The sequence below is a fragment of the Mesorhizobium sp. L2C066B000 genome, assembly GCF_000502335.1.
Classification (GTDB): Bacteria; Pseudomonadota; Alphaproteobacteria; order Rhizobiales; family Rhizobiaceae; genus Mesorhizobium.
Map to the genome: position 1 here is coordinate 52,105 of NZ_AYWZ01000013.1, position 23,347 is coordinate 75,451.

Below are 23,347 nucleotides of genomic sequence, written 5' to 3' on the forward strand. Positions count from 1 at the left end.
AAATAGGGCGAGCCTCCAAAACGAAAGCCTCACCCCATCCGTCCACGCGCTTCCACCTTCAGCGTTTCCAGCACCTTGTCGCCCTCGATCAGATGCACCTGGTCGAACAGGTTGGTCACCACGCAGCAATGATCCGGAACCAAGCGCACGCGCTCGCCAATGCGAAGCTTCGCGCCATTTTCAAGCGTGACCGTGCCATGTTCCTCGCTCAAGCTGGTGACGCGGGCTCCGGGCATGCCGAGCAGCTCGCCAAAATCGGCGAGCCCCAGCGTGTCGCTGGACAGCGCCTTGCTGCCGCTGTCGAGGATGGCCCGGGCCGGCGTCGGATGGCTGACCACTGTGGCGAGCACCGTCAGCGCACAATCGTCGAGCGTGCCGACGCCTTTGGCGACCTGGTAGCGGTCGAGGTAGATGTAGGTGCCGGGGCGGTATTCGGTCACCACGCTGTCCTCGCCGGAGCGCCACATTTCAGGCGTGCCGCCGCTTGAAATGCGATCACAGGCGAGACCCGAGGCCGCGAGCGTTTGCTTGGCGCCGGCCAGCCAGGATTCAGCCTCGGCGGCGCGGCCGGCCGCGGGGTAGGTCATCAGCCCGCCGAAGGTGAGCCCCTTGGCTTGGTCGATCAACTTCGCCAGTGCCAGCGCCTCGGCGGCGCTCTGCACGCCGCAACGGCCCATGCCGGTGTCGCATTCGACCAGGAGGGGCAGGGGGTGCCCGGTATCGGTGAAGGTGGCGGCGAGCCCATCCAGCGTTTCGAGGCTGTCCACCGTCACTGACAGTGTCACACGGCCATGCAGCGCCTTGAGGCGCTCCAGCTTGGCGCGGCCAAGGATGTTGTAGGGCAGGAAAATATCGGTCAGCCCGGCATCGGCCATCACCTCGGCTTCGCCGATCTTCTGGCAGGTGATGCCGACCGCGCCGGCCGCCACCTGCTTCTTCGCCCAATAAGGCAGCTTGTGCGTCTTGATGTGCGGCCTGAGTTTCAGCCCCTGGCGGTCGGCATGCGCCTGCGCTCGTGTGATGTTGGCTTCGGCGCGGGCTGCGTCGATGAGGATCGCCGGCGTGTCGAGGTCGTCTATGCCTTGCATGAAATATCACCTTGGGAAATCTGGCTGACTTATGGCCCCGATCCGCACGGATGTCATGGGGCCAGCACGCAGTTTGCGTCGACACCGCAGCGCTGTTCGGCTATGCGCTTCAGATAACTCCAGGGAACGCGACGCGAAGGGATCACGATCATGAAACGCTCCACCGTCAACGACATCATCCGCGATGCAGACGCCTTCATCCGCTCGTTCGGCTACATCATGCCGCCCTTCGCCTACTGGAGCCCGGAAGAGATGAAGGCGCGCAAGGCCGACTCCGCCGCCATTTTCACCTCGCGGCTCGGTTGGGACATCACCGATTACGGCCAGGAAAAATTCGACGAACTCGGCCTGTTCCTGTTCACCGTTCGCAACGGCGTCTACGCCGACATGAAGAAGGGCATGGGCATGCTCTATGCCGAGAAGATCATGATCTCGCGCAAGGATCAGCTGTCGCCGATGCACCGCCACAACATCAAGGCCGAGGACATCATCAACCGCGGCGGCGGGAAGCTGGTGCTCGAACTGTTCATGCACGATCGCGACGGCGGCATCGATCCGAAGGCCGAAGTGTCGGTGCCGGTCGACGGCACCATCCACAGGCTGCCGGCAGGCGGGCTGCTGAAGCTCGACCCGGGCCAGAGCGTGACGCTGATGCCCGGCGTCTGGCACGCCTTCTGGGCCGAGGGCAAGGATGTGCTGATCGGCGAGGTCTCGACCGTCAATGACGACCTTACCGACAACGTCTTCCGCGAGCCGATCGGCCGCTTCTCCAACATCGACGAGGACGTCGCCCCGTTGCACCTGCTGGTGTCCGACTACGAGAAGTGGGTGGGGTAGGCGAGAGGCACTCCATATCCATCGGCTGGTGCTGCCCCTCATCTGCCTGCCGGCATCTTCTCCCCGTATAGTGACGGGGAGAAGGGGCTGACCGCAAACCTCGGCGTCCATTCTGCCGAGCTGGCAAAATCCTCGGCAACAGCCTCTTTCTCCCCGTCACTACGGGGCGAAATGCCCGGCAGGGCAATGAGGGGCGGCGCCGACGGTTGGACTCACCCATCGCAGCAGTGGGCCCCTCTTTCTACCGCTGGTACTTATCCGCCTTGCGCGTCCCCAGCAAAAGCTTGCGCTCAAGCTGTGCCCGCAGCTCGCCATAATAGGCGGTGAGGAAGGCCCTGGAATCGACCGGCTCGATTGTCATGCCGATTTTGCGCCCGATCGTCTCGGCCACGGCTTTCAGGGCGAAATAGTCGTCGCGGCGCAGCACCTCTTCCAGCTTGTGCAGTTCGGCGATGCCATAGGCATCGAGCTGCGCCTGGGTGAAGCGGAAGGCGCGGGTGGTGGTGTCCTGGCGTTGCGACAGGTCTTCGACCAGCGCCAGTTTCGGCGCCTCGACCACCCAGGTTCCGGCCAACAGGTCGCCGATGCGCATGCGGTCGCGGTTGAACAGCGGGAAGAGCGCAAACAACAGCGTCCACACCAGTCCGAAGATCGTCGTCAGCGTGTCGGCGAGCCCCATCTCGCTGCGGCCGAGGATGATCGACAACGGCAGGAAGATCTCGATCTCGCGCATCAGGTTGCGGGCAATGACCTGATCGACTGACAGGCCGGCGCCGCTGCGCGACGCCACCCGGATGCCGAGCATCCGCTTGCCGGGCGTGGCGGCGCGGCGGCCGGCTTCGAAGACGATGAAATAGGCGTTGCGCAGGAAGAAGATCAGGATGATCCAGACGATGAACAGCGGCTGCGCGCCTTCGCCTTTGAGGCCGGCCAGCCCGAACAGCGCGACGATCGAGATCACGATCGCCGTGACGATGATGATGACAAAGTCGAGCAGGAAGGCGGCGGCGCGAGTGCCGGCATCGGCGAGCTTGATCCGGAGATCGACCCCTTCCGGCGTGATCAGCGGCCGTATCGTCGAGACGGCAGCACGCCTAGCGGTCGCCATGCCACACCACCCTGAACACATAGAAATAACAGAGCCACAGCGTCAGCATGCCGCCGCCAATGGCGTAGCGTGTCACGTCGCTGGTGATCACCTGCCTGCCGATGCCTTCGAGCAGGCCGGCAAACAAAAGCATGATCGTCACCCCGACCATGGTGGTGGCGGCCACGCGCCCGGCATCGGCAGCAGCCGTCATCCGCGTCAGTTCGCCGGGGAAGGCGATGCGCGTGCCGATGCGCATGCCGGCGGCGCCCGCCAAGGCGATCGCGAACATCTCGGTGGTGCCATGGATGGACAGCCATACGCCCAGCTCCAGCCCAAGCCCCTTGGCGACGTAGATCTGGAACATCGCGCCAAGCAGGCAGCCATTCATCAGGATCAAGAGCACGCTCGGCACCGCGAAGGCAAAGCCCAGCGCGAAGGCCAGGATCGCCACCTGGACATTGTGCGTGAACAGATAGGCGGCGAAGCCCGACAGGAAATTGCTGTCGGCGCCGTCATAAAGCACCTGTCGCAGCACGTCGGCCGAGGCATCCGGGTTGCGCCCGCCGGCCAGGCTCGGCGGAATGATGGCGTCGAACCAGCCCTTGTCTTTGGCCACCAGCCAGTAGCCGGCGCCGGCGCCGACAAAGGTCAGGACGACCGACAGCAAGGTCTCGCGCCACAAATCGCGAATGGCATGCGGCCAGTCATGCAGGAAGAAGTCGCCGATGCGCTGCCGCAAGCCGCGACGTGCGCCATAGAGGTAGAAGTAGCCGCGCAGGCAAAGCGCTTCGAGATAGCTGACCAGCGCATTGTCGAGCGACGTCGCCCGCGCCACCGAAAGCGAGGACAGCGCCGAGCGGTAGAGCAGCGGCAGCGACAGCAGTTCGTCTTCCGATAGCGTGCGTGGCGCACGTTTCTCGACCCGGGCAAGCAGCGCCTCGAACGCCTTCCAGTCGGCCTCGCGCTCCGAACGGAAGCTCGCCAGCGACTGGCGCACCGCATCCTTGCCGACCAGCGCGTTCACAACAGATCCTCTCGCTTGAGCTCGAGATAGCGCTCGACCAGCGCCGGCCCGAGCCTCTGATGGTCGGCTTCGATGACATGCGCGCCGAGCAGCCTGAGCCTGCCGATGACGACCTGCCTTTCGCGCAGCAGCCCGCCGGCGACGACGGAGCGCGCCACATCCTCCGGTGCGTCCGGCGGCATGTCGGCCAGTGTCTCCAGTTCGACATCCCTCATCATCATGAACAGCACCAGATGCCGTTCGGTGAGCCGGCCGACGGTGCGCAGCATCAGTTCGGCGCTGATCGGATCGACGAAGTCGGTGAAGATGATCACCAGCGAGCGCCGGTCGAGCCGCGCCGCCAGCGTCGTCAGCGCCAGGGTGAAATTGGTCTCTTCGGTGGAATAGTCGATCTCCGCCGCCCGCTTCTGGATCATGGCGAAGCTGGCGGAGCCGCGCACGGCGCCGCTGGAAACGCGCGGCCGCGCGTCGAAGCCGAACAGGGAGACCATGTCGCCGCCCTTCAGCGCAATGAACGCTGACAGCAAGGCTGCGGTGACGGCGCGGTCGACCTTCGGCACGCCGTCGACGGGCTCGCACATCAGCCGGCCGCTATCGATGGCCAGCACGATGTTGTTGTTCTCCTCGATACGGAATTCGCGCGCCAGAAGCCTGCCGTGGCGGGCGCTGCGCTTCCAGTCGATCATGCGCCGGCCCATGCCGGGCTGGTAGTCCTTGAGCGCCTCGAATTCGCGGCCCTGGCCGGCGCGGCGCTGCGCATGGCCGTCGGGCAGCGCCTGACGCTGCAGAAGCGTGATCGCCTCGTCGCGGGCGCTGCTGACATCGGGCAGCACCGCGACTTGGCTCGCCATCGGCAGCACCACCTGGTTCCAGACCAGCCCGAACGGCCCGCGCCAGCGCACCCACAGGCGATCGAACCTGGCGATGCCGCGCCGCAGCGCCTGAAATTTGAGATCGAGCGATGCGCTGTCGGCCTCGGCGGTCAACGCGCCGCCGGTGCCGCCCAGCGGTTCCAGCCGCTCGTCATGGCCAAGACGCGCCTGCACGGCGCGCGGCCGTCCGCTGAGCCCGGCGATGACATGGACGGTGAACTGGCCGCCGACGCTGACCTGCGGCGGGGCATGGATGCTGGCATCCAGCGAAGCCCGTCCGGGTCCGGCGGCGGCGTCCACGGCCAGGAAAGCAAGCAGCACGCAGATCCACAACAGGCCGAGATACCACAGCGACGGCAACGCGAGCGCGATCAGGAAGGCCGGTATTGCACCTGCCGCACCTGCCCAGACTGCCCGGCCGCTCGGATATATCAACGTGGCGCTTCCGTCTGGTCGACCAAGTCGGTGACGATCTGCTCGACCAGGCGGCCGTCGATCTGCGCCGCCGGCGACAGGATCACGCGATGGCGCAGCGCCGGCACGGCAAGCGCCTTGACGTCGTCGGGGATGACATAGGCGCGCCCGTCGAGCGCTGCCCGGGCGCGTGCGGCTCTCGCCAGCATGGCGCCCGCACGCGGGCTGGCACCGACTTCCAGATCGGGGCTGGCGCGCGTGGCCCGCACCAGCCTTGCGATATAGTCCACGACGTCGTCGACAAGCGTGACCTCGCCGACGGTCGCCAACGCCTTTTCCAGCGTCTTGCGGTCGGCCTGGGCGGTGATGCCGTATTGCTTGATATCGTGCGAGGCGGTGCCGCCGCCATGGTGGATGATGATCGCCTTTTCCTCTTGCGCGCCGGGGTAGCTCACCCGGTGCTTGAACAGGAAACGGTCGAGCTGGGCTTCGGGCAGAGGATAGACGCCCTGATGTTCGATAGGGTTCTGCGTCGCCACCACCATGAAGTTCGGGCCGAGCGCATGAGTGGTGCCGTCGAAGGTGACGGCATGCTCCTGCATCGCCTCCAAAAGGGCAGCCTGGGTCTTGGGCGGCGTGCGGTTGATCTCGTCGGCGAGCAAAAGGTCGCAGAAGATCGGGCCGCGCGTCAGCGTGAATTGCCCGGTCTGGAAATTGTAGATGTTGGAACCGACGATATCGCCGGGCATCAGGTCGGGTGTGAACTGGATGCGGCCATAGGCGACGCCCAGCGCCTGGGCAAAGCAGCGCGCCGTCATCGTCTTGGCCGTGCCCGGCGGTCCCTCGAGCAATATATGCCCGCCGGCGAACAATGCCGTCAGCATCAGATCGACCGTATCGTGTTGCCCGGTGATGGCCTTGGCCACCTCTTCCCTGATCTGTGTCGCCAGGGCCTTCACATCATCGACGTTCACCGAGCCTCCTTGCCGTCCAGTCGTGCAGCTTTTCGGCTGCATCATGCATTTGTGTCAGGGTCTTTGCCGCGTTCGCAGCTTGCAGGCGGGTCGTGAACCCGCCGGCTTCGTCCTTATCGCGGGAATCGAGCCAGCGGTCGAGCGCTTCGCTCTGCAAACCGTGCGGCGCGCCGAGCAGCGCGCCGGCGCGTACGCGTGCCAGTGCTCCATAGCGGTCGCCTAGTTCTTCGAGCCGGCCGGCGCGGCGCAACAGCATCGCCGTGGTGTCGACCAGCGCGCGTTTGCCGAAGGCGATGGCGCGCTGATCGGCCCGTGGCGGCCCGAACCGGCCAAGGCCATGCAGGAAGGCAAGTGCCGCCGCCGCCAGGATGGTCAGCGTCAGCGCCAGGAAGGGCGGCTCGACCAGAAGCTTGGCGAGATCGTATTTTCGCCCGACGCCATGCAGCGTCAGGTCGAACATGACAGCACCCTCTTCGGGCTGCAGGAGCTCGATCAGCTTGAGCGCCGCCGCCGCCTTGTCGGGATCTTTCAAGCCGGCGTTATTGATGAGATCGGGGTCCGTCAGAATGTAGAACCGCTCGTCTTCGACCTCGGTCAGCACGGCCTTGCCGTTGCCGGCGGCAATCAGCGGGTGTTCGTCGGCCACCCATTGCAGCTGGTCGGGAACGCTGACCATTTGCCCTGAGACGTCGAGTTGCTTGACCGTGGTCTCACCTTCGCCGAGCTTGGCCTTGGCGATCCGGGCGAGCCAGTCGTTGACCACGACGTCCGGCAGCCGCTGGATCTTCATCTCCCACCCCTCGTGCTCGAACAGCGGCAAGGTCGCCCATTTGGGCAGCACGAACAGCGTATCCAGGCCCTTGCGAAGCTTGACGATGTTGGCAAGCGCATCCGGGTCGCTGTCGGGCGAAATCGTGACGATCAGGAGGTTCGTGTCGATCTGAAGATCGCTGTCGGACCGCGCCATGTCGGGCGCTTCGCCGGTCAGCTCCAGCCATTCCGCCAAGCCGGCATAGCCGATGCCGCTCTTCGAGAGCGGCGTTGCGCCACCGACGCTCGGCTGGCGAAAATCGGGGGCATAGGTGGACAAAAGGAAGAAGCCCGCCGCCGCGAGCAGGCTGGCGAAAATGCCCCAGAACACCGTCCTGCGGCTGAACGGTTCCTGCTGGGCGATGTCGGCTGTCGTGTCACTCAAGTCCAGGCATCCCTGAAGACGAATCGCTCATAGGCGCTGCGCGCCTCCTGCCAGCCCTCTGGCCCGACCGGCCGGCGCGCGAACAGAGCGGCCTCGACGATGCGCGCGATCTGGGTAAAGGCGCCACGCGCCCGCGTTGGCAGCGACGCCGCTCCCGCGATATCGCGCGCGGTCAGCGACGGGCGCAGGAAGTCGGGCAGGCGGCCGGCAATGTCGGCAACGCTGCGGCGAAGCAGGAGATGCACCGCCTCGTCATACTCGCCCCGGGCGGCCAGCGCATCGGCTTCCGACAGCAGGACCTGCGCGGCGCCCACGTCGGGGTGCCATGTCGCTTCCGCCTCGGTCACGCTCTTTTTGCGCCACCAGGGCAGGCGCCAGGCGACGCCTTTCACCTCAAGCAAAATCAGCAGCAGAATGATTGCGGCACCTGTGATCACGGCCCCCCAGAACAGGTAGATCATGTACGGGCCGAGCGATTTCAGGAACTCGCCCAGCGGTCTTAGCCACTCGGGGGTCTCGGGTGGTCTGTAGGCCGGCAGGTCGAACTGGATCGAATCGTCCGACAGCAACTGCTTGTGCAGTTTGGCCAGCCATTCGGCTTGCGCAGCGTCCGGCTGTGCAGCAGTCACCTTCTCGCCCCCCTGCAACCTGCGGTTCGCGAGCCGACACTGGCAATGCAGCGTAACTTTTGCAAGTGGGCTAGACGCCAGTCGTTAATCTTGGCAAATTTACTACTGCGGCTGCCGGACAATATTCGGCGGTGGAACAGGGGGCGCATCATGACTTCGGCAACATTTGCACGGCCTGAGAAATTTCAGATCGGCAGGGTCTTCAACAACATCTTCTCCGTCATCGGCCGCAATGTCGGCCTTAGCGTCGGACTGGCACTGCTGTTTTCCGGTTTGCCGACGATCTTGCTCCAGCTGTGGACCGGCTCGCGCATGCAAGCGCTCCTGCAGGCCGATCCTGGCGCCGCGGCCGATCCCACTTTCGCCCTTCGCAATTCCTGGGTCACGTTCGTCGCCATTTTCATCAGCTCCATTTTCGCGCTCCTGCTTCAGTCGTCGCTTGTACGGGCCACGATCGAGGATTTGAACGGCAAGCGTCCGACCTTCGGCGACAGCCTGCAGATTGCCATTCGCTTTTTGCTGCCGACGCTGGCGATAGGTTTCCTCGTCGCCCTGGGGGCGGGCCTGGCCGCGATCGCCTTGATTGTGCCCGGCATCATCCTGTGGCTTGGCTGGTCGGTCTCGGTGCCGGTCCTGATCCAGGAGCGGCTCGGCGTGTTCGGTTCCATGTCGCGCAGCCGCGCCCTGACCAAGGGCAGCCGTTGGTCGCTGTTCGGCCTGTTCCTGGTCCTGATCATCATTGCCATGGTCATCCAGGGTGCAGTCGGCGTGGTTGTCTACCTGTTTCACGGCATCGCCGCGGCCATCGTCGCTGGGCTGGTGCAGAGCGTGATGTCGATGCTGCTGTCGGTCGCCGCCGCAGTCAGCTATGTCGAGCTGCGCCAGGTCAGGGAAGGCACAAGCGTCGACGAACTGGCCGAGATTTTCTCATAAGCAGACGGCTTTGCACTGCCTTGACCCGGCTGGGTCAAGGCAGTGCGGGGAGGAGGCATCATAACGTCACTGGCGCAGGACCGACCGGAAAAATTTCGCATCGGCAGGGTTTTCAGCAACAGCTTCGCGGTCATTGGCCGCAATCTGGGTTTCCTTGCTGTGGTTGTCGGACTTTTCTCGACACTGCCCGCACTGCTGTACAATCTCTGGAACCTGTCCCGGGTCGCTACATTGGTGAACGTCGACAGCGCCGGGAACGCCGCCGCTTTCGAGACGTCGGCCATGGGAGACTACTCGGGCTTATCGATAGTCGCTTCCTTGATCATTTTCGTTCTGGCCTTGCTGGTGCAAGCGGCGCTTGTCAGAGCGGCAATCGAGGATTTGAACGGCAAGCGGCCGGTCATCGGCGACTGCATCCAGATAGCATTGCGCAGCTTCTTGCCCACGCTGGGCATAGGCATTCTGATCATTGTCACTCTGGTGGTGGCTGTTTTTGTGATGGTTTTCATCGCCTGGGTCATTCCCCCTATCGGGTGGCTGATCGGGCTTGCCCTGGCGTTTATCCCCGCTTTCATGTGGCTGATTTCCGTATCGGTTTCCGTGCCCATTGCGGTTCAGGAGCGGCTTGGCGTGTTCGGCTCGATATCGCGCAGCCGTGCCCTGACCAAGGGCAGCCGTTGGTCGATATTCTGGCTGCTGCTGATCATTGGCGTGGCGGCGATGCTCATCCAGGCGGTGTTCACTTTGTTTTTCGGACTGGCCGTCGCCACCACCGGCGGCATCACCGGCGTCGGTGTCCTGGTCGGAGCGCTCGGCAGCACTCTGGTGTCGACGATCTTTTCGACGATGCTGTCGGTGACCATTGCCGTCACCTATGTCGAACTGCGCCAGGTCAAGGAAGGCACCAGCGTGGATGAGTTGGCGGAGATTTTCTCGTAGAAGGCGAAGCCGACTCGGATGGTCGGGCGGCGGGATCTCAGTGACAGCAAGCGTGTTTCGCCTGCACGCTCGTCCGTGTTCCTTCCAGGTGAGGTTGTAAAAAGGCCCGGCGGCATAGGCGATGCCCCAATGCACGAAGGCGCAATCGGGGTCCGTATCCAGCGCCTTCTCGAAGCACTTTATGCCTTCCTCATGGTTGAAGCCGTAGCACCAGTTCAGCCCGATATCGAACCAGCGTTGCGTCTCGGCCGAGGTGGTGGAAATGGGGCGGCGATAGGTGCCGAGGTCGAAATGATCCATGCCTGATTCGCTGAGCCGAAAGTCGGTCAGGCGCAATCTGTGCCAAAATTCTTGCGCATGGCAAATGGCATTCGGCCGGCGTGGTCCCCCGAACCACCCCAGCCGTTTTCGTTCTGGAAAGGATCACCCCTCCAGCCACACCTTCTCAAAATGCTGTTCCAGCGACTGGTGCTGTTCGCAGCCTTGCACGCCCTTGCGATAGGTGCGGTAGACCGAGCGCCAGTAGGGCTGGATGATGATGCCGGCATCGCGCAGATTCTGCTCGATCCTGGCCATGATCTCCTTGCGCTGGGCGGCGTCCGGCGTTGCCAGCGCCTTGTCGAGAAGCGTGTCGAATTCCTTGTCGGCATAGGCGCTTTCGTTCCAGGCGGCGCCCGATTTGTAGGCGAGCGCCAGCACCTGGACGCCGAGCGGGCGGCCCAGCCATTCGGTTGTGGAGAAGGGGTATTTGCTCCAGTCGTTCCAGAAGGTCGCGGCCGGCAGCACGGTGCGCTTGATCTTCAGGCCGGCTTCGCGCATTTGCGCGGCGATCGCATCGCCGGTGCTCTTTTGCCATTCGACGTCGACCGAGATCAGCTCGAATTCGTGGTCGGCCTTGCCGGCCTCGGCGAGCAGTTTCTTCGCCTGGTCCATGTCGCGCTTGGCCGGACCGATATCGGCAAACTCAGGATGCATCGGGCCGACATGGTGGTTGTCGGCAGGCTTGCCGCGCCCGCCGAGGCCGAGCGCTAGAACGGCGGAATTGTCGACGGCAAGCTGGGCGGCGCGGCGCACCTTGACGTCGTCATAGGGTGCGTTGCCGACATTGAAACGGGCAACGATGGTCGATCCGGTGGCGATCTCGGAATTCAGCAAGCCCATCTGCTCGGTCTGCGACACGGCGTCGGACGCGGTTTCGTGGTCGGTGTCGATCTCACCGGATTCGAACGCCGACAGCATGGCGTTGGGGTCGGAGCCGTAATCGACCCATTTGATGCCATCGAGATGGAAGTCGCCTTTCCACCAGGGCTTGTCCTTGCGCTTCACCTCAGCACTTGTCTCGGCATTCCAACTGACCAGTTCGCAGGGTCCGGTGGTGATCGCCAGCGCCTTCATCGGATCGTCGCCGCCCTCATAGGAGCGGTGCATGATCAAAGCCGGATAGTCGGCCATACCGGCGATCAGGGAAATGTCGGGCTTCGGCAGATTGAGTTTGACGGTGAAGTCGTCGACCTTCTCGATGCCGCCGTCGACCGGTTTCTTGGTGTCGGCATTGATCAGCGCACCCATGCGCGCGGCGACCGAGTTGCCGGCGACGGAAGCATCGCACCAGCGGGTGAGATTGTGGATGACGTCGTCGGCGTTGAAGGCATCGCCATTCGACCAGGCGATGCCCTTGCGCACATGCAGCGTCAGCGTCCTGGCGTCGTCGCTGGTTTCCCAGCTTTCGAGCAGCCACGGCTCGAAGGTGAAGTCGCGGTTCCAGCGCACCAGATATTCGTTGCAATGGCGCGCGACATTGGACATCTCGACGCCGTCGAACGTGCGCGGATCCTTGAACCCCTTGACGTTCATGGCGACGCGCAAGGTGCCGCCGCGCTTCGGCTCCTCTGCCCGGGCGGGCGACGCGCTGAGGCCGCCCAATGCCAGTGCTCCGGCCGCGCTGACGCCGAAGCCGGCCATGATGGCGAGATATTCGCGGCGGTTGACAGCGCCCTTCCTGAAATCGTCGGCAACGGGCTTCGCCTGCGGGTGCAAATTGCGGTCGGTCAGCATGAATTTCATCGTCGTTCCCTTTTTTGTTGGGCGCCCCGACGGTCCGCTTCCGCTGGGGGCGGATGCGATCGCCGAGGCGCCGTTGCCTGAGCAGGTGATGATAAAGCGGGCCGACACCGGGAAATGTTCGCTTTTCCGCAATTCTTGTGCACTGCTCCGCAGTGGTAGATGGCCAATCTCCCCCCTTGTGGGGGAGATGTCCGGCAGGACAGAGGGGGGCGCTGTCCCGCCATCCCGTCTGCCGACTGGAGTATCTTCACAGATAATCGTTGCGTTGATTTAGGATACTGAAGGGCCGCGATCCTTCGCGCGCCCCTCTGGCCTGCCGGCTTTCGTCGTTTGGAAAGCCAAGCAATTGGCTTTCCATCCGCTACGCGGACCACTCCTCAACCCCCATGAGGGGGAGATCAGCGCTTCGCCGCCTCAATATGGCCAGTCGTTCTTGCCGAGCACGGCGACGGCGGCGATGGCTGCAAGCGTGCACACGAACGCCTCGCCGGCGCGCTGAACACTTTTGCGGGCGCGCAGAAAACTGTGCACCAGCCGCGGCTCCTCATACCACCAGGCGCGGCCGCCGGCGGCAACGATGCGGTCGCGATAGGTCTCGCCGTCCGATGACAGCGGATCGCACTGGGCGGTGATGATGACAGTCGGCGGCAGGCCGGAGAAGTCATTGTCTTTCAGCGGAGAAAAAGTCGGGTCGTCGGGCGACTGTGCCGGGGCAGCGCGAATGGTGCGGTAGAACGCGATGTCGCGCAGCGTCAGCAACGGTGCCTCGGCATGTTCGACATAGGAGCCGGCACTCTCGTCGCCGCCGAGGCCGGGATAGATCAGCACCTGGCCGACCGCCCGGCGCAGGTGGCGGCGCGAGGCGTGCGCGACCGCGGCGGCAAGGTTGCCGCCGGCGCTTTCGCCAACGAGCACGATCGGCAGGTCCGTTGTCACCGCCGCCCATTCGAACACGGTCAGCGCGTCGTCGAAGGCGGCCGGGTGCGGATGCTCCGGCGCCAACCGGTAGTCGGCCGAGACAACGTCGAAACCGGTGCCGGCGCAGATCTCGGCGCAGATGTCGTCATGGCTGTCGAGCCCGCCAAGCACAAAGCCGCCGCCATGATAGTAGACGATGACGGCGCGCACGGGCTTGCCCGCCATCCGGTAGTAGCGGATCGGGATGGCGTGTCCCTCATCGGCGGCGATGATGCCGTCGCTGGCCGAAACCCCCTTGGGATGACCCTGATGGAAGGCGCGGCACATCGCATCATAGACCGACCTTTGCTCGACGATCGGAAGTTCGGGGATTTCGGGCGGGAACCAGTCATTGGCCAGGTCGATATACTCCCACAGCGCCGGATCGAGCAGGGTGGCGTATTTCCCCCGCCTGGCGGTCTTGAGCTTGTGGACCGTGCCCATCTCTCAGAACTCGCCGTAGAGCCGTTCGGCGTTTTCAAACGTGAAGCGCAGCGGTACCGAGCCTTCGACCCGCCATGCATCGATGGTGTCGCCCGCCATCAGCCGGCACGCGTCTATCGTGTTGGTGACGGCGCCGCCATAGAGCCGGTTGGCAAGGTTGAGGATGGCGGTCTGGTGCATGGCGGCACTGCCGCTGCCGCAGGCATCCTTGACCAGAAGCACGCGAAAGCCGGATGCCACCGCGTCCTTCACGGTGGCGTCGATGCAGGCCTCGGTCCAGACGCCGGCGACGATCAGCCATTCGATGCCGCGCGCCTTGAGTTCGGTTGCGGCAGGCCCGGCGCCGAAGGCGCTGGCCTGCGTCTTGACCAGCATCGTCTCGCCGGCCGCGGGCGCCACTTCCGGGCAGATTTCCGTCAGAGGATCGCTCTTGTCGGAAAAGGCAGACTTGCCGTCGGCGTCGAGCGGATGGAACGGACGCGCCTTGGCGGTATCGACGACATAGGCCCAGTGATAGAGCGGCACGAAGTTGCGCCGCGCCGCCGCCTGCAGGCGCTGGACGTTGGCCAGCACCTCGCCAAAACCTTCGACCAGATAGCGCTTGTCCTGCCGATGCTCTTCCTGGAGGTCGATGAACGCCGCGGCGACCGTGCCGCGTTTGATCGAGATGGGGCTTTTCATGCGGATAGGCCTTGGTTCGCGACCAACGCCATTCCGTTCAGCGAAGTCGCGCAAACAGTGGTGATTGGCCGGTGCCTCCCCACCTTCGTCATCCACGGGCGAAGCAGGAGCGAAGCTCCGTCGCGGAGACCCGAGGATCCATGCCGTGACGCTGGTCGGAGAGTGCGGCGGAGCAGAACTTGCACCGTTGCGGCGCGGATGAGTCCCGGCATGGATCCTAGGGTCTGCGCCGCGTCGCTGCGCTCCTTGCTTCGCCCTAGGATGACGAAGGCATAGCTGCCGCGACTATTCCCGAAGGTTTGCGATACCGCGCTGACGTTAGTGAGGGACGCTGCGATCAAACCTGTTTCTCCAGAAACTCATCCTCGTAGGGAAAGCGCGACAGAAGCTCGGTGCCGGTGTCGGTTATCAGGATTTCGTCCTCCAGCTTGACGCCCTCGCGGCCGCCTTTCTCGCCGATATAGCTTTCCACGCTCACCACCATGCCGGGCACGATAATGCCGTCGCGGCCATAGGTTTCATAGTCCATGGCGTGCGCAATGAACGGCGTCTCGCCATGCATGCCGACGCCGTGCATCACCGAGGTATAGCGCTGGTCGACGAAACGGTCCGGGATTTTCCACGCCTTTTCGGCGATCTCGCGAAAAGCCATGCCCGGCCTGACGATCGAAATGTTGTGCTGAACCTGGTCGTGCGCCATGCGGTAGAGCGATTTCTGATAGCCGGTCGGCTTGCCCGGCCCGCAGCGGAAGGTGCGCGAAAAATCGGAATAATAGCCATAGCAGCCGATCGTATCGGTATCGAGCGCCAGAAGCTCGCCCGGCCGGATCTTGCGGCCGCTGGCCTCGTTGAACCACGGATTGGTGCGCTGTCCCGAGGTGAGGAGCCGCGTCTCGATGAACTCGCCGCCCTGGCGGATCACCTCGCCATACATGATGGCGAACAGCTCGTTTTCGGAAACGCCGGGTTTTATCGCCTCGCGCACGGCGTAGACGGCAGCTTCCGCGCCGGCCATCGACACCTGCAGGCATTTGACCTCCTCAGGCGTCTTGACCGCGCGCACCGCCAAAATCTCGCCCTGGCAATCCCTGACGTCGCAGCCGCGCTTTTCCAGCGCCAGCGCCTGCAAATGGCTGCAGCGGTCGAGCCCAAGCTTCATCGAGCCGCCGCCGTGCTTCGTCAAAAGCTCGGCGATCTCGTCGGCGAAAGGACCGGCGGTTTCGTCGTCGCGGCCCGACACCGAAGACCACACCAGCTTCGACGGCCGCGCCTCGTCGATCGTGTCGAGCACCATCGAGACATGGTAGCTCTGCGGATATTCGAACAGCACGATCGGCCCGTCGGTCGGGATGAAGAAATAGCGCGTCGAGTTGCGCAGGAAATAGCCGAACATGTTGCGCGAGCCGGTGGCATAGCGCTGGTTGTAGGGGTCGAACAAAACGACGCCCCCATAGCCCGCCTCGCGCATCCAGCCGCGCAGTTTCGCCAGCCGCCCTTTGCGCAAGGCGTCGGCATCGATGAAGGACGGCTCGGTGTCCGACAGCCACATGCCGCCGGCGGAGTCAGCCGCGACCGGGTGGCGCATGCGGTCCTTGAAATCCACATCCACGGTGCTGTCGGGGTCGAAAACGACGATGCTCATTGGGTGCGCCTCCTGAAGGGCTAGACCATAGCCATGCGCCGAAAAATGTCTGTGCGAGAATCCGCAGATGTCGTGCGAAATGCCGCAAGAAGGGCATGGATACAAAGGGCAATGTTGCGATCCTTCGCGCCCCCCTCTGTCCTGCCGGACATCTCCCCCACAAGGAGGGAAATTAGCAGCTTTCGCGTCCCGCTCGCCCTGCAACGTGGTGATTGGCGAAAGCCGAGGCGACATCTGATCTCCCCCCGTGTGGGGGAGATGTCCGGCAGGACAGAGGGGGGCGCTGTCCCGCCAGCATCTCACCGCGTTAGCGCGCAGCGCCCTCTAACGCCGCCGCATCGCCTTCGGTGCATGCCCATGCTCTTCGCGAAAAGCCCGGGCAAAACTCGACATCGAGGCGAAGCCGCAGGCCAGCGCCACGTCTCGCACCATCAGCGTCGAATGGGCCAACAGGTCGGCGGCGCGTCGCAGCCGGAGCCGCCGGTAATATCCATTGGGCGAAATGCTGAGCTGGGCGCGGAAATTACGCTCCAGCTTGTCGGAGGAGACGCCGAGCCTTGCCGCCAGTTCCGTCATCCCAAGCCGCGCCTCGACCGCATCCTCCATGAGGGCGATGGCCGACAGCACCAGTTCGTTCTGGACGCCGGTGCGCAGGCGCAGCGGCATCAGCTTGCGGTCGACGCTCGAACGCAAGGGGCTGTGCACGAACCATTCGGCAACGCCCGCCGCGAGCTCGCCGCCATAATCGTTGGTGATGATCTCCAGCATCATGTCCAGGCTGCCGACGCCGCCGGCCGAGGTGAAGCGCTTGCGGTCGATGACGTAGAGATCGCGCCGAAGCTCGATATCCGGGAACGCCTCGGTGAAGGCGGCCTGGCTGGTCCAGTGCAAGGTGCAGGCATGGCCGTCGAGCAAGCCGGCCCTGGCGAGGAAGAAGGCGGCGTCGGCCACCGCGCCGATATGGGCGCCGGCGCGCAGGCTCCTGCGGATCCAGGCAACCGCATCGTCCGCGACAAGCAAGTCCGCGTTGCCGCCGGAGCAGACGACGATGCGGTCGACCTTCGGTGCGCTCGAGGCTGAGAATCCCGGTTGTATGACAACCCCATTGGACGCCTCGACCGTGCCCTGGTCGGCGCCGACGATCACCCAGCGGTAACAATCGCGCTTGGCCAGCACGTTGGCGGCGCGCAATGGCTCGATCACCGAACTGAACGCCATCATCGGAAAGCCGGGAAAGACCAGAACGGCGAAGGTGAGGGGACCTTCGCTCGCTGCGGGTTGCGCCCGGTCGTGTGTTTGGCTGGCACGGTCGGTATTCACAATTGTGTATTTCCTGGGAGCGTCATTGGTGGCAGACAGGAAATGTAAGGGGCTTTTTGCCCCGCCGGCAATGGAGACGACGCCATGTTTGCGGCCCAGACCATCGACAGCACCGACAAGCCAGCCTTCTACCGCGAACTGGCCACCCAGTTGAAGGCGCTGCTGGAAGGCGAGAGCGACTCCGTCGCCAACGCCGCCAACACATCGGCGCTGATCTTCCAGATGGTGCCCGATCTCAACTGGGCCGGCTTCTATTTCCTGGCGTCGGACGAGGAGCTGGTGCTTGGACCGTTCCAGGGCAAGCCGGCCTGCGTGCGCATCGCCGTCGGCAAGGGCGTGTGCGGCACCGCCATCGATCTCGAAATGTCGATGCTGGTCAAGGATGTGCATGAATTTGCCGGCCACATCGCTTGCGACGCCGACTCGCGCTCGGAGCTCGTCGTGCTGCTGAGCGACAATGACGGCGTCTTCGGCCTGATCGACCTCGACAGCCCGACGCCCGGCCGCTTCGACAAGGACGACCAGGCCGGCATCGAAGCGCTGGCCGCGATCTATGTCGCGGCGAGTTCGTTCGAGGACTAGGCGAACTTCACCAGCATCAGGCTGAAGCCTCCGATGAACAGGAAGGCGCAGAAGGCGAGCGCCAGCGGGCGAAGGCCGCGCGAGCGCAGTTGCGAAATGTTGGCCTGCAGACCCATGGCGGCGAGCCCCATGGTCAGCATGATGGTGGTGGCGAACGCCATGGCCGACTTCACTTCGGCCGGCACGGCAACCAGGCTGTTCAGCGCCACGACGGCGACGAAAGCGGCGACGAACCACGGTATCGGCGGCCGCGCACCGGATTGGTCGCTTGGGCGATCGCCATTGCTCTTGCGGCGCGCCATCAGGCCGAGCGCGATCACCATCGGCGCCAGCATGGCGACGCGGGTAAGCTTGGCGACGGTGGCGATTTCGCCGGACTGGGCGCCGTTCTGGAAGCCGGCGCCGATGACCTGCGCCACCTCGTGGATCGAGGCGCCGGCCCACAGGCCGAATGCGTGCTGGTCGAGGCCGAGCACCGGCGCCAGCAGCGGAAAGCCGAGCATGGCGACGGTGCCGAACAGCGTGATCGAGGCGACGGCATAAGTGACGTCCTCGTCGCGCGCATCGGTGACGATGTTGGTGGCAACGATCGCCGAAGCGCCGCAGATCGAGGTGCCGGCGGCAATCAGCTGCGCCAGCTTGGCGTCGACGCCGATCAGCCGGCCAAGCGTGATGGTGAAGACGAAGGTGGCGCCAAGGGTGGCTGCCACGATGCCGACGCCGCCGGCGCCGATGGAGACGACCTGGCCAAGCGTCAGCTGGAAGCCGAGCAGCACGACGGCAAAGCGCAGCAGGCGCTTCTGCGAGAATGCAATGCCGGCCTTGGCATGGGCGGGCGTGCCGAGCACGTTGGAATAGATCATGCCGGCGACGACGGCGAGGATCATCGGGCTGAACAGCGCGAAGCCGGAGACATTATGGGCCGAGAAGGCCACAGCCGTGATCATCGCTACCAGCACGATCCCGGGGATGACGCCATTCCACACGGAATCGAGCCGCTTCCGGCCCACGGGCAGGTCGGCGGAAATCATGCTGATCGGAATATCGTTCGCTAGTTGGGCGGCGGCAGACAATGCAATTCTCCAGGCAAGTACCTCAGGAGAATGTCATTCCAGAATCGATCTTTCCAACGAATTGTTTTTGTTGAAATGATCGATTTTTGTGAACGTTTAGGGCGGCCGAGGTCAGAATGAGAAAGAGCGGCCGGGCGAAACCTGGAGCCGCCCTAGACCATGATGAATTCCCATCACGATCTAACCCCACTTTTTGGGATCATGCCCTAGTATTTCATCCCAATTCGCGCGGCGATCGTATGGTCCTGGCTGTCGCCGTTGCTGCCGACCGGGGTGCTGTAGTTCAGCCCGAAGGCAATACCGCCGATTTGCGCATCGACGCCGAGCCCGATTGACAAATAGTCGTTGGAAAAGGCATCTGCGTCCAGCGCGTAACGCGTGGTGCCGATATCGGCATAGCCGAGGCTGACGCGGCTGGAGCCGGCAAAGTCGTGCGTATACTCAAAGCGCGCGCGCGGTGTGAGCAGACCCCAGCTGGTAGGAATGTTGTTCTCGATGCGCAGGCCAAGGGTGCCCGACAGCGTGTCGACGGTCTGCTTGCCGAAGGTCAGATTATAGATGTCGCCACCCGTCTCGGTGAAGCCGCCAAGCGTGGAGTGGGACCCCGACAGACGTCCATAGGGTGATATCAGAGAGTCCGGCCGGCGAAATTCGTAGCCCGCCGTCAGCGACCCGAAGACCTGGCTTCCGTCGCGCGTTCCAGACGCGAAATCGCCGGTATCGGTCACATAGCGCTCACTGTCGAAATTGAGGGCGCCATAGCCGGCAAGGCCATCGACAAAAAAACCTGGCGCCGGGCGGTAGCTGCTATAGGCGGCGACCGAGATGGCATGGGCGCGGCTTTCGGTGCCGTTGCTCCCGACGTCGGTGACGTCATGGCCATAGCCAAACCCGAGACCGGCGGTGAAGGTCGGGGAAAAGCGGTAGTCGGCACCGACGCTCACGCCGACCAGCGTATGGTCGAGCTTGATGGCTCCATCGTCATCGGTGCCGAAATTGACGTAGCCGCCGCTCCAGAAGGCCAGTTCGCCAAATGGGTTCTCGGCCGGCAGTGACGACGTCTGGGTGTCCACGTCCGTGCCAGTTGAAGACTGTCCGGTCTTGATCGGCGACGCGCCGGTCGAGGTCCTGTCCTGCTTTGCGTTGGCGTTGGGCTGAATGCGCTCCGGATTGGGCGCTCCGTAAGTTGACTGCGACGATGCCGTGGCGATTGCGGCGAGCGCCGGATCGTTCGCCGCATTCTGCTGCTGAGCGTATGCGTCGGGATTGTCCGACGATTGCTGGACGGCAACGCTGAGGCCTATCGAATTGTGGCGCTGGTCGCCCTCGTTGTGGAGCTGTTCCAGCCTCTGTCCAAATCCCTGGATCTGAATGTCGGCGAAGTGCTTTGCCGCCTCCACCTGTGCCCGAATCAGGCCGATCACTTCCGGATCGCGGGAGGGGTCGGGCCGTGCCGTGACGTTGATGGTCACGGTTGCGGGAGGTGACGTTCCGTCGGCATTCGAGAGCGTGTAGGTCAGGCTGGTTGTGCCGGCAAAGGTGGCTGCCGCGGCAAACTGCAGGATATAAGCGCCGCCATCGGGCACAATGGAAGCCGTGCCAGCTTCGCTCGGCGGCGGCGAGGCAATCGTGGCGCTGGTAAACGGCCCATTCGTAGCCCCTTGCGTCAGGTCGAGGGACCCGGTCGTTCCGGCCATCACGTCCAGCGTGTGGTCCTGTGCCGACGGCAAGTGGATCTCGACGACCACAGTGTAGTCACGTTGGCCGGTAAAGCCGTTGCTGTCCGTGGCCCGCACCGTAAAATCGTAATTGGCCGCGACAGTGGGTGTGCCAGCCAGTGTACCCCCAGGCGAGAGTGCGAGGCCGGGAGGCACCGAGCCGGAAACCACGGTGAAGGTGTAGGGTGCGGCGCCGCCATTGGGGCTGCTTGCGGTGATGGTCTGGCTGTACGGCGTGCCAATATGTGCATTCGGCAATGTTGCCGGCGAAAACTCCACCGTCACCGTGGTGCAGGACAGGACAAGATTGGTCACGTCGGCTCCCGCCACCGTGCCCGAGGCCGTCGTGACCGTGCATGTCTGGTCGGCCGGCTTGGCAGTAACCTCAACGCTCCAGTTGGAGCCGGTCAGCAGGCCATCCGCAAAGGCAAAGGTGGTATCGCCGACATTCACGTCCCTGGTTTGCGTCCCTGCCGGCGAGCTTGATGTCAATTTCAAACTCACCGTCCCGGTCTGACCGCTCGCTGTGCCGCTGATCACATAGAGCGGCTCATCAAAACAGATCAATGCGGACCCATCGCCGGAATTGACGCCTTCCGCCACCGCAGCCGATTGCAGCGAGCCGGCATCCGATGATCCGCCGCCGCCGCCGCCGCCGGCGCCGTTCCAGTTCTGCTGGCACGAGGTCGTGCCGACGCCTGCGCCGCCACCACCGCCGCCGACAGTAGCCCCGCCACCGCCACCACCAGCATATCCGGCGCCCAGGAAAGACCCTGAGAAATTTCGTGCAGTTCCGCCTTGGCCATTTGCCTGACCGGCCGTGCCAGGAAAACTATCGCACCCAGCGCCGATCGCGCCACCGGCACCTACAGTGCCACCTTCACCGCCGAAGGGGCCAAGGCCGCCCGAAACATCGGTTCCTGCCGAGCCGGATCCCCCGCTCTTGCCACCGGCGCCACCAGCTATCGAATTTGTAGTGTGCCAGCCCCCGTTGCCACCGCCGCCACCGCCGCCAGCAATTGCCAGGCGGGTTCCGCCCAGCCGCAGGTCGGTCGCCCCTCCACCATTGCCGCCGTCGGGAGTACCGCTCGCGCCACCGGGATTGACCGCGAGCGAGCCACGGCCGCCAACGCCGACAGAAAGGATGTCACCCGGCGCGACAGTCAAGGAACCGCTCACCTGGCCGCCGAGCCCGCCGGCGCCGCCTGGGCTCAATGGGCTGCCCCCGATGGTGCCGGCGCCGCTCTTGCCAACCCCGCCTTGCGCTCCCTTGAGGTATACTGTGGCGGAATGGGTGTTGCCAGGAACCGAGATGGACTGGTCGGCGCCAGTAAAGCTAAAAGCATGAGCTGTCTGTGTGGGACTACAAGACTGCCCGAGCGCTGACGTCGTGCCCGCGAGCGCGTAGACGACCGTCATCGCGCCTAACAAACGTGAGATTGTACGCTTTGCCAGCCCTCGATGCATGGCGCCCCCCCGTCAGCCCGTCCAGTGCTTCTCCGCTTATATTATGATGCCAAGATTAGATCAAATAGAAATTTGAACCAATGGTAGGTTGAATGTCCAACAATATTAGCTGTTGCTGTTTTTTTGTACGCGTACGAGAGCCCTACTCGACGGCGCAGCAGTTTAGGCGAGCAACCACCGCGCAAGGTGAAGACTGGCGTTGCCTGGCAGTACACTTATGGCCTTGCCGGCGCCGCCCGCTCTAGCCGCGCGGGTCAACTCGGAGGCTGGGCCAACGCCAAAATCTTGACAGCGCCGCGCTTCCTGCTCCAGCGTGGCGTCATGTTCGTTTTCTCGTTCGCCATCGCCAAGCGACGCCGTTCCTGCACCACGCAGCGCGGCAAGCTGTTTGCGCGACGAAAAGGACCGGCCCAATAAAATTCCGGTTCGTTCGTTCCAGCCCCGCCCGCGATGTCTGCCGGCGGGGTTTTCATGTCTGGAGCCTTTGCCATGTCCAATTCTTCCATCCTGTTTCGGCCGGCCCAACCGGCGGACGCTGCTGCCATCCGGGACATTGTGCGTGCCGCCTATGCCAAATGGGTGCCTCTGATCGGCCGCGAGCCGCTGCCGATGCGCGCCGACTATGACAAGGCGGTCGCCGAACATCCGTTCGATCTCGCCATCGAAAATGGCCGCATCGTCGGCATGATCGAGACCATGCTGGCCGAGGATCATCTCTGGATCGAGAATGTCTGCGTCGCGCCACAGGCGCAGGGCAGGGGAATCGGCCGGCTGTTGCTGGAACGGGCGGAGCAGAATGCGCTGGAGGCCGGCTGCTTCGAGCTGCGCCTGCTGACCAATGGCGCCTTCATGGCCAATGTGTTGTTGTACAAACGGCATGGCTATACGATCGACCGGGAGGAGCCGTTCATGAACGGCATGACGGTCTATATGAGCAAGAAACTGGGGTGATGGCCGATAACAGGGAGGATCGGATGGCAGTCAGGGTCCGGTTGAAGCCGCTCTCGGGGCGGTATGCGGTTTCGCGCCTCGAAGCAAAAGAGAGCATTCCCGGCTGGGCCGAAGGACCGGGCTTCGTCAGCATCACCAGGACAGAGGACGAGCTTTCGGTCGTCTGCCTGCAGGATCGGGTGCCGGACGGGGTGAAGCATGACAGGGACTGGGTCGCCCTGAAACTCCAAGGTCCCTTTGCCTTCGACGAAACAGGCATCGTGCTGTCGGTGATAAAACCATTGTCGGAAAACGAACTCGGCATTTTTCTGGTATCCACCTTCGATGGTGACCATCTGCTCGTCAAAGCCAAGGATGAAGCCGCGGCAAGGGGGCTTCTGGTCGCGGCGGGGCACACGCTTCTGTAGCCGTCGGCTCAATCGCCCGCCCTTGCGTTTGACATCGCTCTTGCCC

At 63.9% G+C, this 23,347-nt stretch carries 21 protein-coding genes and 1 pseudogene; 6 read left to right on the top strand and 16 right to left on the bottom strand.

The window, feature by feature from the left end; all coding sequences use genetic code 11:
- Positions 1–29: 29 nt before the first annotated feature.
- Positions 30–1,088, bottom strand: a complete 1,059-nt coding sequence (locus tag X733_RS142960) for a D-TA family PLP-dependent enzyme (protein ID WP_023819565.1) — start codon at positions 1,086–1,088, stop codon at positions 30–32.
- 150 nt (positions 1,089–1,238) lie between these two features.
- Between X733_RS142960 and X733_RS142955 the strand changes: the two genes are divergently transcribed.
- Positions 1,239–1,925 carry a D-lyxose/D-mannose family sugar isomerase gene (locus X733_RS142955; RefSeq protein WP_023711606.1) on the top strand — a complete coding sequence of 229 codons (687 nt, stop codon included), beginning with the start codon at positions 1,239–1,241 and terminating at the stop codon, positions 1,923–1,925.
- A 241-nt stretch (positions 1,926–2,166) separates the two neighbouring features.
- Here the strand turns inward: X733_RS142955 and X733_RS142950 are convergent, their stop codons facing one another.
- Genes X733_RS142950 through X733_RS142925 form a run of 6 tightly spaced genes read right to left on the bottom strand, consistent with a single transcriptional unit; the run spans position 2,167 to position 8,123 of the window.
- Positions 2,167–3,033, bottom strand: coding sequence for an RDD family protein (locus X733_RS142950; protein WP_023742734.1), 867 nt, complete (start codon positions 3,031–3,033; stop codon positions 2,167–2,169).
- Positions 3,020–4,039 (bottom strand): stage II sporulation protein M, encoded by a 1,020-nt coding sequence (locus X733_RS142945; protein WP_023819566.1) that lies wholly within the window; start codon positions 4,037–4,039, stop codon positions 3,020–3,022. Before X733_RS142945 ends, X733_RS142950 begins: the two co-directional genes overlap by 14 nt.
- A complete protein-coding gene (locus X733_RS142940; protein ID WP_023724874.1) occupies positions 4,036–5,346 on the bottom strand; it encodes a DUF58 domain-containing protein in 1,311 nt (436 codons plus the stop codon). Before X733_RS142940 ends, X733_RS142945 begins: the two co-directional genes overlap by 4 nt.
- On the bottom strand, positions 5,343–6,299 hold the full coding sequence (locus X733_RS142935) for a MoxR family ATPase (protein WP_023724875.1): 957 nt from the start codon (positions 6,297–6,299) through the stop codon (positions 5,343–5,345). The genes X733_RS142940 and X733_RS142935 overlap by 4 nt, the downstream gene beginning before the upstream one ends.
- Positions 6,286–7,494 (bottom strand): hypothetical protein, encoded by a 1,209-nt coding sequence (locus X733_RS142930; RefSeq protein ID WP_023724876.1) that lies wholly within the window; start codon positions 7,492–7,494, stop codon positions 6,286–6,288. Before X733_RS142930 ends, X733_RS142935 begins: the two co-directional genes overlap by 14 nt.
- Positions 7,491–8,123, bottom strand: coding sequence for a DUF4129 domain-containing protein (locus X733_RS142925; protein ID WP_023819567.1), 633 nt, complete (start codon positions 8,121–8,123; stop codon positions 7,491–7,493). The genes X733_RS142930 and X733_RS142925 overlap by 4 nt, the downstream gene beginning before the upstream one ends.
- On the opposite strand from X733_RS142925, the gene X733_RS142920 reads away from it, so the two are divergent.
- Both X733_RS142920 and X733_RS142915 read left to right on the top strand, forming a co-directional pair.
- Positions 8,094–9,056, top strand: a complete 963-nt coding sequence (locus X733_RS142920; protein ID WP_245274487.1) for a hypothetical protein — start codon at positions 8,094–8,096, stop codon at positions 9,054–9,056. The two genes, X733_RS142925 and X733_RS142920, sit on opposite strands and share 30 nt — an antisense overlap.
- A 318-nt stretch (positions 9,057–9,374) precedes the next feature.
- Positions 9,375–9,995, top strand: coding sequence for a hypothetical protein (locus tag X733_RS142915; protein ID WP_245263767.1), 621 nt, complete (start codon positions 9,375–9,377; stop codon positions 9,993–9,995).
- 72 nt (positions 9,996–10,067) lie between these two features.
- On the opposite strand, the pseudogene X733_RS1000000170950 reads toward X733_RS142915, so the two are convergent.
- From X733_RS1000000170950 to X733_RS142885, 6 genes and pseudogenes are all read right to left on the bottom strand, one after another.
- Positions 10,068–10,295 (bottom strand): annotated as a pseudogene (locus tag X733_RS1000000170950) (hypothetical protein); the annotation flags it as partial.
- Between the two features lie 123 nt (positions 10,296–10,418).
- The gene (locus tag X733_RS142905) at positions 10,419–12,059 is read right to left on the bottom strand and encodes an ABC transporter substrate-binding protein (RefSeq protein WP_023819569.1); all 1,641 of its coding nucleotides are present in this window, start codon (positions 12,057–12,059) and stop codon (positions 10,419–10,421) included.
- Between the two features lie 414 nt (positions 12,060–12,473).
- Positions 12,474–13,460 (bottom strand): alpha/beta hydrolase, encoded by a 987-nt coding sequence (locus X733_RS142900; protein ID WP_031193777.1) that lies wholly within the window; start codon positions 13,458–13,460, stop codon positions 12,474–12,476.
- Positions 13,461–13,463: 3 nt separating this feature from the next.
- Complete coding sequence (locus X733_RS142895) at positions 13,464–14,141, bottom strand: isochorismatase family protein (protein ID WP_023819571.1); 678 nt, start codon at positions 14,139–14,141, stop codon at positions 13,464–13,466.
- A 337-nt stretch (positions 14,142–14,478) separates the two neighbouring features.
- Positions 14,479–15,783 carry a Xaa-Pro peptidase family protein gene (locus X733_RS142890; RefSeq protein WP_023743639.1) on the bottom strand — a complete coding sequence of 435 codons (1,305 nt, stop codon included), beginning with the start codon at positions 15,781–15,783 and terminating at the stop codon, positions 14,479–14,481.
- A gap of 324 nt (positions 15,784–16,107) precedes the next feature.
- Positions 16,108–17,004 carry a GlxA family transcriptional regulator gene (locus X733_RS142885; protein WP_245265733.1) on the bottom strand — a complete coding sequence of 299 codons (897 nt, stop codon included), beginning with the start codon at positions 17,002–17,004 and terminating at the stop codon, positions 16,108–16,110.
- Between the two features lie 183 nt (positions 17,005–17,187).
- Here X733_RS142885 and X733_RS142880 point away from each other — a divergent pair, with 183 nt between their 5' ends.
- Positions 17,188–17,685 carry a GAF domain-containing protein gene (locus X733_RS142880; RefSeq protein WP_023705795.1) on the top strand — a complete coding sequence of 166 codons (498 nt, stop codon included), beginning with the start codon at positions 17,188–17,190 and terminating at the stop codon, positions 17,683–17,685.
- Here X733_RS142880 and X733_RS142875 read toward each other — a convergent pair.
- The 3 genes from X733_RS142875 to X733_RS1000000169745 all read right to left on the bottom strand — a co-directional run bounded on the left by X733_RS142875 (position 17,682) and on the right by X733_RS1000000169745 (position 22,434).
- A complete protein-coding gene (locus X733_RS142875; protein ID WP_023705796.1) occupies positions 17,682–18,758 on the bottom strand; it encodes a YeiH family protein in 1,077 nt (358 codons plus the stop codon). The genes X733_RS142880 and X733_RS142875 overlap by 4 nt on opposite strands.
- A gap of 206 nt (positions 18,759–18,964) precedes the next feature.
- A complete protein-coding gene (locus X733_RS142870; protein ID WP_023819572.1) occupies positions 18,965–21,691 on the bottom strand; it encodes an autotransporter domain-containing protein in 2,727 nt (908 codons plus the stop codon).
- A gap of 506 nt (positions 21,692–22,197) precedes the next feature.
- The gene (locus tag X733_RS1000000169745) at positions 22,198–22,434 is read right to left on the bottom strand and encodes a hypothetical protein (RefSeq protein WP_155923299.1); all 237 of its coding nucleotides are present in this window, start codon (positions 22,432–22,434) and stop codon (positions 22,198–22,200) included.
- Here X733_RS1000000169745 and X733_RS142865 point away from each other — a divergent pair.
- Together X733_RS142865 and X733_RS142860 are read left to right on the top strand one after the other, a co-directional pair.
- Positions 22,433–22,894, top strand: a complete 462-nt coding sequence (locus X733_RS142865; protein WP_023819573.1) for a GNAT family N-acetyltransferase — start codon at positions 22,433–22,435, stop codon at positions 22,892–22,894. The genes X733_RS1000000169745 and X733_RS142865 overlap by 2 nt on opposite strands.
- Before the next feature lie 23 nt (positions 22,895–22,917).
- On the top strand, positions 22,918–23,301 hold the full coding sequence (locus X733_RS142860) for an ACT domain-containing protein (protein ID WP_023752026.1): 384 nt from the start codon (positions 22,918–22,920) through the stop codon (positions 23,299–23,301).
- Positions 23,302–23,347 lie beyond the last annotated feature (46 nt).

What these genes read in the sequence shown, in the direction of transcription:
- X733_RS142960 (WP_023819565.1), bottom strand. Translation starts at nt 1,088, where the DNA reads ATGCAAGGCATAGACGACCTCGACACGCCGGCGATCCTCATCGACGCA.
- X733_RS142955 (WP_023711606.1), top strand. Translation starts at nt 1,239, where the DNA reads ATGAAACGCTCCACCGTCAACGACATCATCCGCGATGCAGACGCCTTC.
- X733_RS142950 (WP_023742734.1), bottom strand. Translation starts at nt 3,033, where the DNA reads ATGGCGACCGCTAGGCGTGCTGCCGTCTCGACGATACGGCCGCTGATC.
- X733_RS142905 (WP_023819569.1), bottom strand. Translation starts at nt 12,059, where the DNA reads ATGAAATTCATGCTGACCGACCGCAATTTGCACCCGCAGGCGAAGCCC.
- X733_RS142900 (WP_031193777.1), bottom strand. Translation starts at nt 13,460, where the DNA reads ATGGGCACGGTCCACAAGCTCAAGACCGCCAGGCGGGGGAAATACGCC.
- X733_RS142895 (WP_023819571.1), bottom strand. Translation starts at nt 14,141, where the DNA reads ATGAAAAGCCCCATCTCGATCAAACGCGGCACGGTCGCCGCGGCGTTC.
- X733_RS142890 (WP_023743639.1), bottom strand. Translation starts at nt 15,783, where the DNA reads ATGAGCATCGTCGTTTTCGACCCCGACAGCACCGTGGATGTGGATTTC.
- X733_RS142885 (WP_245265733.1), bottom strand. Translation starts at nt 17,004, where the DNA reads ATGATGGCGTTCAGTTCGGTGATCGAGCCATTGCGCGCCGCCAACGTG.
- X733_RS142880 (WP_023705795.1), top strand. Translation starts at nt 17,188, where the DNA reads ATGTTTGCGGCCCAGACCATCGACAGCACCGACAAGCCAGCCTTCTAC.
- X733_RS142865 (WP_023819573.1), top strand. Translation starts at nt 22,433, where the DNA reads ATGTCCAATTCTTCCATCCTGTTTCGGCCGGCCCAACCGGCGGACGCT.
- X733_RS1000000169745 (WP_155923299.1), bottom strand. Translation starts at nt 22,434, where the DNA reads ATGGCAAAGGCTCCAGACATGAAAACCCCGCCGGCAGACATCGCGGGC.
- X733_RS142860 (WP_023752026.1), top strand. Translation starts at nt 22,918, where the DNA reads ATGGCAGTCAGGGTCCGGTTGAAGCCGCTCTCGGGGCGGTATGCGGTT.